At 39.4% G+C, this 12,030-nt stretch carries 7 protein-coding genes; 2 read left to right on the top strand and 5 right to left on the bottom strand.

Annotated features, from left to right (window positions below; translation table 11 throughout):
- Positions 1-81: 81 nt before the first annotated feature.
- From addA to tsaE, 3 genes are read right to left on the bottom strand one after another with little or no spacing between them, the layout of a single operon-like run.
- On the bottom strand, positions 82-3,645 hold the full coding sequence (gene addA / locus D9V35_RS07855; protein WP_122124035.1) for a double-strand break repair helicase AddA: 3,564 nt from the start codon (positions 3,643-3,645) through the stop codon (positions 82-84).
- Positions 3,618-6,659: a double-strand break repair protein AddB gene (gene addB / locus D9V35_RS07860; protein ID WP_122124036.1), complete on the bottom strand. Its 3,042-nt coding sequence runs from the start codon at positions 6,657-6,659 to the stop codon at positions 3,618-3,620. Before addB ends, addA begins: the two co-directional genes overlap by 28 nt.
- Positions 6,660-6,686: 27 nt before the next feature.
- The gene (gene tsaE, locus D9V35_RS07865; protein ID WP_232347493.1) at positions 6,687-7,124 is read right to left on the bottom strand and encodes a tRNA (adenosine(37)-N6)-threonylcarbamoyltransferase complex ATPase subunit type 1 TsaE; all 438 of its coding nucleotides are present in this window, start codon (positions 7,122-7,124) and stop codon (positions 6,687-6,689) included.
- A 230-nt stretch (positions 7,125-7,354) separates the two neighbouring features.
- Between tsaE and D9V35_RS07870 the strand changes: the two genes are divergently transcribed.
- Both D9V35_RS07870 and alr read left to right on the top strand, forming a co-directional pair.
- Entirely contained in the window at positions 7,355-8,377 is a 1,023-nt protein-coding gene (locus tag D9V35_RS07870) for an NAD(P)/FAD-dependent oxidoreductase (protein ID WP_122124038.1), read from the top strand.
- A gap of 24 nt (positions 8,378-8,401) precedes the next feature.
- A complete protein-coding gene (alr, locus tag D9V35_RS07875) occupies positions 8,402-9,532 on the top strand; it encodes an alanine racemase (RefSeq protein ID WP_122124039.1) in 1,131 nt (376 codons plus the stop codon).
- Between the two features lie 60 nt (positions 9,533-9,592).
- On the opposite strand, the gene D9V35_RS07880 is transcribed toward alr, so the two are convergent.
- Both D9V35_RS07880 and typA read right to left on the bottom strand, forming a co-directional pair.
- A complete protein-coding gene (locus tag D9V35_RS07880; RefSeq protein WP_122124040.1) occupies positions 9,593-9,916 on the bottom strand; it encodes a hypothetical protein in 324 nt (107 codons plus the stop codon).
- Between the two features lie 288 nt (positions 9,917-10,204).
- Positions 10,205-12,028 (bottom strand): translational GTPase TypA, encoded by a 1,824-nt coding sequence (gene typA / locus D9V35_RS07885; protein ID WP_122124041.1) that lies wholly within the window; start codon positions 12,026-12,028, stop codon positions 10,205-10,207.
- Between the last annotated feature and the right edge of the window lie 2 nt (positions 12,029-12,030).

Genomic DNA, 12,030 nt, shown 5'->3' on the forward strand with positions numbered 1-12,030 from the left:
TTCTACCTCATAACTTTTAAAATATTATTCATATCTACTAAATAGATGACTGTCCTTGATGTCAAATATTATTAAGATTGTCTATATCTGTGCCGGCAAATATTTTTCAAGTAAAGCAATGGGCAATTTCATTATTTTTAGAGCATCCGTCCAAATCAGTAACGGCTCAATTTGATGATATGGATAAATTTCCTTTAATAAGATCCAATAAGATGCCATCTGCCTTAAATAAATTTTGGATACCATTTCAACAGTATCCGGCACTTTTTGACCGGATTTAAAATCACATAGTAAAATTTTATCCGGTAAAATACGCATACGATCAATCTGACCCGTAATGACAAGATCATTGACAATACCTGTTACAGGTTGTTCAACCAAACTATCAGAATCAAACAATTTTTGTAATTCTGGATTATTAATCAACTGGATAACTTGATGAACAATTTTATTCAATTCCTGACCGGATAGTTTAACATTTTCTCGCTTGAACCATTGATATGCCAAGTCATAACGCTTTTCACAAGGGTAATTTGGCAAATATTGTAATAAGGCATGGATGATTCGACCACGATAAAAAGGATCTTTTTTCTTTCTTGTTTTAACCGGTGATATTTTAGAAGGAACCTCACCAAATATTATCCCGTCTGGTCGACTTGGAATATAATGGGGTAATATGACATTTTCATCAGGTAACGCAACAGCCTTTCCTTTTTGTTGCAACCATTTGGGCAAAATTATTGATTTGCTGGATTGATTTCCAAAATCATCCGGTGAACAATTCATATTGTATGAAAGGGAATTACTTTTATTTTCTATAAAATAATGTGTTCCTTCCCAAATTTCTTGGAAAAACCAGGCCTGCAAATCAGGCAACTGCTTCATCGCCTTTTCACAATAATCATACCAAGTGTTTTCAGTTTTTTTATTTTTGGATTTTTGCCAGCCACAAACCAATAACCATTCACTTGCACGCGTTAATGCAACATAAAGCAGACGATTGCTTTCTTCGGTATCCAATTGCAATTTAAATGACCTATATTCTTTACTTTCCCTAATATCGCAATTTTTATTTGGAACATATAAAGGGATTTTGATATTCTTTTCCGCATCCTCTTTCCAAACCAGAACCTGATCAGATTGAAATCCGCCCTGTTTAGATACGGGATTCACGGTATCAGGTAAAATGACTAAACGCCCCTGCAGTCCTTTCGCACCATGTACCGTCATAATCCTAACCATATCAAGGTCTGCTTCCGCCTCGTTTTTTATGGTACGTTCGGATTGTTTCAACCAATATAAAAAACCCTGTAAAGATGGAATATGATTATCTTCATATTGCATTGCCTGGAAAAGTAATTCATCAATCGCCTCAAGTGCCTCTTCCCCCAAACGGGCAAGAAATCTTTCCCGTCCACGATATTCTCCCAAAATCTCAACCAACAAGGCATAGGGCGTAACATAATCCACTCTGGCAAACAATTTTGAAAGCATTAACCATGCCTCCTGCCAGTCTTTCCTTTCCAAATGCCGAATAAACAAGGCATTCCACAAAGTCTGGCCTTTTATTCTTGATCCAGCAAGCTCCATAAGACTTTCTTCATCCAAACCCCCCAAAGGTGATTTTAAGACACATGCCAAGGTCAAATCATCCTGCGGCAATAAAAGCACCTCACAAAGTACCAATAGATCCTGTACGGCTATTTGATCAAGCAATTGTGTTTTAACCAGATTGACCAATGGAATATTTTTCATTTTCAGAGCCCGGATCAAGGCCCGTGAAAAATCAGATCGTTTCCGGATTAAAATAAGAATATCACCTGCCCTGATGGGACGCCCACCATAAGGTGGTACCCTGCCGATCTGTCCCTTAATCCAATCGGCAAGACATTCAGCCAAAACCATGTCAGGTGTTGAATGATACTGATTTTTCCTCAATGGTTTCCATAAGGTTTCCAAATCCTCCTTTTCCATATCATCCATCATCGCTAATGGCCATATATCAACCCGTCCGGGAGCAGATATCTTAGCCGAACGATGCAGGCGAAACTGATCCATTGATAAATTATCCCAGACGCCTGTTAATCCATTTTCAGGCGAAAAGACCTGATCTACGAAATCAAGAATAATCTGACTGGAACGAAAGGAAACCCGTAATTGGGGATCCGCCCATAATTCACCTGCCTCTTTTACCTTTTTTGATATTTTTTCACGAAAATTAAAAAATTCCTGTGGCTTTGCCCCCTGAAAAGAATAGATGGATTGTTTGTAATCTCCAACAGCAAAAATCGTTCTGGAATGATGCGAAACAGGATCCTTACCAAATCCCGCAAAAAATTCAGACGAAAGATTATCTGCAATCCGCCATTGTTCAGCCGAATTATCCTGTACTTCATCCAACAAAATATGTTCCAAACCACCATCGAGCTTGAACAAAACCCAAGCGGCGCCAGGATTATCAAGCAAATCCAAAGTGTAATTAATCAAATCACTGTAATGCAAAACTCCTTGGGCACGTTTAATATCTTGATAATGTTGCCAAATTAATGAAAAAACATTCAAAAGAGCCCCTGTATATTCATAAATGTCATAGCGATTGATTGTTTCAGCAATCTGATACATATAGTCAGCCTGTTCATTCAACAAAACTGCAATCGCGTTATTTTCCCCCTTATTGACAGTAAAATTTTTAACTTCACCATTTTTTTTAAGCAAGGTCTCCTGCATTATATCCCATTGGACAATTCGTTGATCGCTCGAAAGATCAAACCATCGAATACAGGATTCTATTGCCGCTCTAGATTTTTTATTTTTAATATCCCGATTCAGTTCCAGACATTTTCTAATGTCCTTTTCTGCTGGCCAGATTTCACATACACGAGCTAAATAATCCTGTTTATTGGAAAAATCCAGCTTTAAACATGACCGTAAATAAGCGGAAAATTGTCGCTGTTGAATCAAACGTAAAACTGGCTGTAAATATTGCTGATTTTGTTGTAGTTCCTGTAAAAGCTCCAAAAAATGATTATTATTGATTAATGGGCTTAAGACCTGAATATCATGATCAGAAATTTCATCAATTTTTTCGTTAAAAGCCCTTTTGAAGGTTAATAAATTATCACCCTCCTCAATAACCTTGAACTGAGGAATAATTCTGGCCTCCAAAGGGAAACGCTGCAGGATAGATTGACAAAATGCATGATTGGTTTCAATCCGCATACCCCCTGGTAAATCCAAAATTTCTGCAAACAATGCCCGAGCCGCTCTGCGCATCTTATCGCACGGATTGATTTGTAAATCGAGCAAAGCCCTATCCAGTTCTTGATTCGTATAGCCAACCCATTCACTTAATTTTTTTTGCAACCGAATTGCCATTTCGGCAGCCGCGGATTTGGAATAGGTTAAACATTGGATCCGCTGCGGTTGTATACCGGGATGAATTTTACCCTTTTTATCAGTCCAGGGCATCATTAACCGTAATAAACGATCAACAAGAAGTTTTGTTTTACCGCTTCCTGCCGATGCGGATACAAAAACTGAATAATGCGGATTAGAGGCATCTCTTTGTTGCCTGTTCGCTTCTTCAACAGGATCTGAAAAAGAAGACTGCCGCTGCATCATGATCCCCCAGTTCCCAGTCCCCATTCAAGAAAACGAGCCAAATGCTTATAATCTCCAAAAACAGGCAGGGTTTGTACATATTCTTTTATTAAATGAGGACGTGGACAAGATAAATAAGGCTGTTCCTGGTCACAATAGGCAATAATTAGCTTTTGCAGAACTTGCCAGTATCTTTCGCTTAAATTTGTGGCATCCCCTTCTTTTTGAATATTATCTATATGGATTTCCTTACCTTCTTCTATTCCCCCCTTTAACTCCCAATATGTAAATTTAGAAATTTCATGTTCAGCCAGACTTTTATCAAACCCGCCATAATAAGCCATTGCCGCTTCCAAGGGTAACTGCGGAAACAATCCGTTCTTCACATTTATACACGCAGGGGTAACACCTGTTTTGTAATCATATATTTCTACAGTTCCATCCGTGTTTAGCTGTATTCGATCCGCAATACCCCGTAAGGTGAAGTCAATTCCTGCGGTCAACTGAAAATAATGATGGCCTTCTTTTTCAAGATAAAACTGAGGAAGCATTCGACTGTTACGACGTGACTTTTCCTGTTGGTAAACCCAATGGGCAATTTTTAATAACCGTGCATGCCACCATTTTTTATAAGAAATTAAGATATCCTGACGTTTATCCAGTGCATCCAAAAGAGTCTGCTCTATTCCGCTTAGCGTCCATTGTTTGCTATAATTTTCATAAACATTCTTTAACCCTTCATGAACTATCAACCCAAAAATACTGGTTGATCGATCTTCCTCCAAACCAACAATTTTTCTTAAATTAAGTATTTTTTTCGCATAAATCTCATAAGGATCCTTTATCCATCGCTCAACATCAGTTATGGAAATGGATTTTGGACGCAATGCCGGCAAAGGTTTCGGAGAAGGACATTCCATTGGGGTTGGAGATCCATCTGGTTGATCAAGATATTTTGTCCACATCAAAGCCGGATGCTGCTGAATTACACTCTTGCGCCCCTTCAACCACGCCTTAAGACGGACAATCCAACGCGATTGCACAACTGGCGCATTTTCCTGTCTTAACGGTGAAGACAAAATCACTTCTGGTATCGAACAACACAAAGCCATAAAAGCATAGGCTGTACGACCTATTTCAATATCCGGCAGTCCCATCCCCATTTTTTCACGCATCGGGCGGCTTAGCCAAGAACCAGAATCAATGGAGGGTGGCCATACCCCTTCGGATAATCCCCCTAAAATTACCATATCAACATTCTGCAACCGTGCTTCAAGCAATCCCCAGATATATACCCTTGGATGAAGCTGTCTAACTTCTCTCCCTTGTAGGGCACGGCGCGTGTGAACAATTAATCCTTGAAACGATGCCCTGAAAATACTGGCAAATTCAGATAAAGTAACCACCTTTATATATTCAGTTTCAACAATAAGATCTCTTAAATGCTCGGCAAGTACATTTCCCTCTTCAGCCTTCCATAGAATATCCTCTCCATTCTGTTCTTGATTAGAGGCAAGCTGTTCCGCAGCTCTTGCCAAATACGTCACCCATTCGCCAACCGTATATTTTGTAGTTTTTCCCAACAGAGTTTGCACATTCTGTTTCAATCGATCCAGCAAGCTGACCAATTCAGATGAGTTGGAAAAAAAATATGCGATATCGGTTCTTAGGGTATCCTTATCTAACAGCTTAATTTCTTCGATTTTCTGCTTCAATGCTGCTTGAATGACTGATAAACCAGAAGCTGCAAATTGTCTTAGAATAAAGATCTCCAGCAAACGGCTATAATCACGGCATAAACTGGCAGGCAATCCACAACAAGCAAATGGATGTTTAAGTAAGGATAATAAAGATAAAGGGGTAAAATCCTCGACACAAGCTTGTAAAATCAAATTTAAAAAAACTGTGCCGGCCGTTTTATAAAGCGGTTCACCAGCACTATCATCCGCGATAACCCCCCACCGTCCCAATTCCAGAGAAACACGCATTGCCAAATTACGATCAGGCGTAACAAGTGCAATTCTTTTCTGTGGAATTTCCAAAGCATCTCGAATCATTAACGCAATGGCTATTGCCTCTTGCTGCTGATTGAGCGGTTCAATTAAAAAACATTGATCCAATTGTACAGGACGCCGATTTATTAACCAGCTTTCCAAACGGTCAGCAGGTAATAAAATTTGCTGAAATGCTGATATACGCTCCTTACAAATTGGTTGAACACATATATGATCCCAGTATTGAAAATCAGAACGCTTAATACCTAATGCCAAAAACATTTTGACAAGTTCGGCATAGGGATGCGTGATAGGCAAAGCATTCCAGCTTTCCTCTGACAAATCCTCCTGTAACCCGGAAACAATCAAACGTCCGCGTGGCAATTGAACAACCGTGGACAGAAATTCAACAATAACGGGCCTTGCATCTGCAAATCCGACCACCCAAACTGGATCCTGGCATCCAGAATTCCGCCAACTTTTAGCCTGGGCTTTTAAAAGAGCTATTACCCTTGCTACGGGATTCATCAATTGATTATCCTGTAACCATTGAGGCCATATCTCGGTTATAATTGATAGAAATTTTAGAATATTTTGCCAGTGCTGTGCATATTCATCCTCAACCGCTTTTGATAAAGCCGTTTTTAAATCACATCCAATCCATTCCGCCTCATCCATTAAATCAGCCAGGGATTTAGCCAAATTCCAAGCTTCACCAGCCTGAATTTGATTACCAAGCTTATGATTCATTTGTATAATTAACGATGTCAGAATTGATAATCTTTTTACAGGATGAACTGCGGGAAAAAGTGTCAGTTCCTCTTTGCTATTAAAAGATAATCCTGCCTCATCTATAGTGCCAATGGAAATAATTTTGGGTAAAAGCAGCGGTTTCCCTTTATTAACTTTAATAAAACTATTAATTAACGCTTTTACGGTTCTCTGATTGGGAACAATAACCATTCCACACGGGTAACCCCCTTGAGAATGCATCTCCTCCATCCATTTTTGAGCAATCGTATCCAAAAATACTGCATTAAAGGGGATCGTGATATATTTAGACATTTTCAAATAATCATGAAGGTCATTTTATTATTCAAGCAAGTTTAGCCGTTCATCCCAGCCTGAAAGGACAACACGACGCCCGGAATCAGAATGTAGGGAAAAATCAATATGCAAAGCCCCGTCAGGAACAAAATCCTGCAAACGCTCTGGCCATTCGACCAAGACAACACCCTCCATTGCATCATCCCAATCCAACTCGATTAAATCCTGTTCATTTTCCAACCGCCACAAATCATAGTGATATAAATGAAATTTTGGGCTTTCATAATGTTGTACCAAGGTAAAAGAAGGACTGGGAACTTCCATTTCAGAATCTTCACAAATAGATCGCAAGAATGACCGAACAAAAGCAGTTTTACCAATACCCAAAGGACCTGATAATAAAATGGCGTCACCTGTCTGTATTAAACGGGAAATTTTTACAGCCAAATCATTTGTTGCTTGCAAATTTGGTAAATCATACATTTTTATAATCATGATTACATAAAACTTAACTGGTAATAAAACGATTTAATAATAACTTACAGAAAGTTAACATTTCTAGATTACAGATATGTCTTGATAATAAATATATTCAATAAAATTCATTTTATAACAATTTTTTTCAAACTATTATTTTATGCTTATTTTAATATGTAAACTCTTTGCAATCATCCTTATAATTCTATTTTTTTCTTATATTAAAGGTCAATATAATGATTGGAACCTCTATCACGACTGATATTGCCATAATTGGTACGGGTCCGGCCGGCTTATTTGCCGCTTTTGAATGCAGTATGCTAAAAATGAAGTCTATCTTGATTGACACACTGGATACAGTGGGGGGACAGTGTTCAGCCCTATATCCAGAAAAACCAATTTATGATATTCCCGCTCATCCAAGTATTACCGCACAATCTCTTATTGATTCTCTAGAAAAACAAATTGAACCTTTTGATATTCCACGCATTTTATCAAACAAGGTTGTAGAAATGAAAGGTCAGAAAGGAAATTTCACTTTAAAAACCGATAAAAACAATATCATTCATGCCAAAGGCATAATCATTGCCATTGGTGCAGGGTCTTTCGGTCCGAATCGTCCACCGTTGGAAAATATAGAAGCTTATGAACAGACCAAAACCGTTCATTATTACATCCGAAAAAGTGATTTATTTATAGATAAAAATATTGTCATTGCCGGTGGTGGGGATTCAGCGGTTGACTGGGCACTGGCCTTAAAAGATAAGGCCAAATCCATCACTTTGATTCATAGAAGAGACCGTTTCCGGGCTTCACCGGAAAGTCTTGCACGTCTTGAAACGGCAATTTCAGAAAAAAAAATCAATAAACTTGTCCCCTACCAGCTTCATAAGCTGCATGGAAAACAAGGCTTTCTAGAATCAGTTGATGTTATTTCACTAGACAAACAGATTAGATCTCTTCCAGCCGATCATTTACTGGCCTTTTTTGGCCTGACCACTGATCTTGGCCCTTTACAATCCTGGGATATTGACATTATTCAAGGGAGAATTCCGGTAACTCCATCGACCTGTGAAACAAGTCTGGAAGGAACATTTGCCATCGGAGATATCGCTTTTTATCCAGGAAAATTAAAACTTATATTACAAGGATTCAGCGAGGCCTCTATGGCTGCTTATGCGTTATATAATATTGTTAATCCAGAAACACCACTGCATTTTGAACACTCAACAACACACGGAATTCCAGTAAAACCATAGATCCCAGTTTCCAAGGTCTTTATAATGATGCAACCCTATATTTCCATAAACCCTGATCTTTTTACCAAAAATGCGGGGGCAACTTTATCTATTGATTTAAGTGCGATTATAAAAAATTATGATTTGCTCAATAACAAAACAAAAATGGCACGATGTGGGGCTGTCGTCAAGGCAAATGCTTATGGACTGGGAATGTTACCGGTGGCAAGGGCATTACAAAAAACAGAATGCAAGAATTTTTTTGTTGCTTATCTAGATGAAGGAATTGCACTTAGATCAATATTGGGAAATGAATACGCAATCTATGTCCTGAACGGTTTTTATCCATATGATGCCAAAACATTTATCAATTACAATCTGACCCCAGTTCTAAATAACCTGAAACAGGTAAAGTTATGGGTACAAATATGTAAAGATGCCAATTTTAATTATCCTGCCGCCTTGCAATTTGATACAGGCATGTCTCGTTTCGGTCTTGACATAAACGATTTAAGAATCATCCAGGATGAATCTATATCACCTTTCATTCCTACCCTGACCATCAGCCATCTAGCCTGTGCCGATGATCCAAATCATTCATTAAATCTTATTCAATTGCAACGGTTTAAGGCTTTTATCCATCACTTTCCTTCCGTACCGGCCAGTTTATCCGCTTCAAGTGGTATTTTTCTAGGTGAAAATTGGCATTTCGATCTAACACGTCCAGGAGCGGCATTATATGGGATCAACCCTGTTCCTGGACACAAGAATCCCATGTATCCTGTTGTGACATTACGAAGTAAAATCTTACAATTGAGGGAAATTCCCAAAGGGGCCACTGTCGGTTATGGTGCAACGTTCACGGCAGACAAAGTGTTAAAACTGGCTATCGTTTCAACGGGCTATGCAGATGGTTTTTTTCGATCACTCAGCAATAAAATCTGCGTCAAACATATTGATCACCCTGACATTCCCTTACCCGTAATTGGGCGAATTTCGATGGATTGTTTATGTATCAATATATCACCCCTTGCCAATAAAAAAGTTATGATTGACGATGAAATAGAAATTATTGGCCTCAATTGTCCAATTGAAACAATAGCCAATGCAGCAGATACAATTGGTTACGAAATTCTTACCGCCTTGGGAAACCGTTATCGGCGTATTTACAATTAAATAAAAAAGACAGGGTGGTACGATACAACCCTGTCTTGAACAACTAATTAAACAGAATAATTAGTTAGCAGCTGGAGCTGCTGCGTCTGTTGCTGGAGCTTCAGAAGCTGCCGCTTTTTTAGCATGGTGCGCTTTTTTACCATGATGTGCTTTTTTACCATGATGCGCTCTTTTCCCATGATGAGTAGCTGGAGCTGCTGCGTCTGTTGCTGGAGCTTCAGAAGCTGCCGCTGCTGGAGCAGATGCTGGTGCTTGAGCTGCTGGTGCAACAGCGGCAGGAGCAGGAGATGCTGGTGCAGCTTCTTGAGCGAAAGCTGGAGCTGCAAAACCTAATACAGCTGCCGTTGATAGAGCGAAAGAAAGACGACGAGCTAATAATTTCATTTTATTCCCAATCAAAATTATCAATTAAAATCGTATCGAAAATCTATATCCGATATGTGAAAAAGTTAGCATAACCTGATGGGTTTGTCTTACATTATAATTGCATTATTTTTGCTATTTTTTACAATTATGCCTTAATTTGGTCTTATTTCATTTCTTAAAAGAAAACAGAAAATCAGCAATCCTTGCAATCGTGTTAATTATAAAATGACCTGTTTTAAAATCAAGTTACAAATTGTTACATACAGGATCATATCCTATTATAATCCTGTATAAATTTATGTATAATCAACTTTCAGCTCTTTGTCTGACGTGACGTTTCCGCTCATGTGGATCAAGATATAATTTGCGAAGACGAATGGCTGATGGTGTAACTTCCACCAATTCATCATCCTCAATATAAGCAATAGCCTGTTCCAATGACATTTTTCTTGCCGGAGTCAATAAAAGTGCCTCATCTTTACCCGCAGCACGCATATTGGTTAATTTTTTTTCTTTAATTGGATTAACATCCAGATCATTTTCACGAGAATGTTCACCAATAATCATTCCGACATAAACCTTGTCAGAAGGTTCTACAAACAAAACCCCTCGATCCTGTAAAGAGAAAAGGGAATATTGAACGGCAACACCATTTTCGGCAGAAATCAACGAACCATTACGACGCCCAGCAATGGGTCCAGCCCAGGGACCATAACCTGAAAAAAGCCGGTTCATGATCCCGGTACCCCGCGTATCCGTCAAGAACTCGCTATGATATCCAATCAAACCCCGGGAAGGAATTGAGAAAGTCAATCTCACTTTTCCGCCGCCAGATGGATTCATATCCTGCATTATACCTTTTCGTAGGGACATTTTTTCAACAACAACCCCAGAATAAGGTTCATCAACATCAATAAGAACCTCTTCATAGGGTTCTTCTTTTTCACTTGTTTCCTCGTTAATGCGGGTTAGAACTTTTGGACGGCCAATAGTCAGTTCAAATCCTTCCCGACGCATCGTTTCAATCAAAACACCGAGCTGTAGCTCTCCACGTCCAGCCACTTCAAAAGCGTCATTTTCAGCACTATCCGTAACACGAATAGCAACATTACCCTCAACCTCGCGATACAGGCGTTCACGAATTTGACGAGAGGTCACCTTTTTTCCTTCACGTCCACCCAAAGGACCGTCATTAATGCGAAAGGTCATAGATAGGGTTGGAGGATCAATCGGGGTAGCATGTAAGGGTTCCGTTATTTCTGGAGAAGCAATGGTTTCTGAAACGGTTGTATTGGATAAACCTGCCACAGCCACGATATCACCAGCCTGGACCTCCTCAACAGGAACACGTTCCAGGCCTCTAAAGGCTAACAATTTTGTTAGACGGCCTGTCTCAATAATTTTACCATCATGTTGCAAAACACGAACAGGCATATTTACCCTTGCCGTTCCCTGTTCTACCCGTCCGGTTAATATACGTCCAAGAAAATTGTCATATTCAAGGATAGAAGCAACCATTGCAAAAGGCGCATCAAGGTTAACCGTTGGTGCCGGAACGTGTTTGACAATAAGATCAAACAGCGCACTTAAATCCTCTTTATGGTTTTCAATTGTATAATCAGCCCATCCCTGACGCCCTGACGCATAAAGCATTGGAAAATCCAGCTGCTCATCATTGGCACCCATCGCTGCAAACAGGTCAAAAATTTCATTATGCACTTCATCCGCACGAGAATCTGAACGATCAACCTTGTTCACCACAACAATGGGGCGCAAACCACGATTCAAAGCTTTTCCAACTACGAATTTAGTTTGTGGCAAAGCTCCCTCGGCTGCATCAACCAAGACAACCGCCCCATCAACCATTGATAAGATACGTTCAACCTCCCCCCCAAAATCCGCATGACCTGGGGTGTCAATAATATTAATTCTTACATTATTCCATACAACAGAGGTACATTTGGCAAGAATCGTAATTCCTCGTTCACGTTCCAAATCATTACTATCCATTGCACGTTCAACCACATGCTGATTTTCACGAAAAGTTCCGGACTGCTGTAATAACTGATCAACCAACGTTGTCTTGCCATGGTCAACATGTGCAATAATGGCAATATTTCGGATCTCCATGA

The sequence above is a fragment of the Commensalibacter melissae genome (assembly GCF_003691365.1).
In the GTDB taxonomy this organism is placed as follows: Bacteria; Pseudomonadota; Alphaproteobacteria; order Acetobacterales; family Acetobacteraceae; genus Commensalibacter; species Commensalibacter melissae.

Bases quoted from the DNA above. Each gene is read 5' to 3' on its own strand.
- typA (WP_122124041.1), bottom strand. From the start codon at position 12,028: ATGGAGATCCGAAATATTGCCATTATTGCACATGTTGACCATGGCAAG.
- D9V35_RS07870 (WP_122124038.1), top strand. From the start codon at position 7,355: ATGATTGGAACCTCTATCACGACTGATATTGCCATAATTGGTACGGGT.
- addA (WP_122124035.1), bottom strand. From the start codon at position 3,645: ATGGGGACTGGGAACTGGGGGATCATGATGCAGCGGCAGTCTTCTTTT.
- tsaE (WP_232347493.1), bottom strand. From the start codon at position 7,124: ATGTATGATTTACCAAATTTGCAAGCAACAAATGATTTGGCTGTAAAA.
- addB (WP_122124036.1), bottom strand. From the start codon at position 6,659: ATGTCTAAATATATCACGATCCCCTTTAATGCAGTATTTTTGGATACG.
- alr (WP_122124039.1), top strand. From the start codon at position 8,402: ATGATGCAACCCTATATTTCCATAAACCCTGATCTTTTTACCAAAAAT.
- D9V35_RS07880 (WP_122124040.1), bottom strand. From the start codon at position 9,916: ATGAAATTATTAGCTCGTCGTCTTTCTTTCGCTCTATCAACGGCAGCT.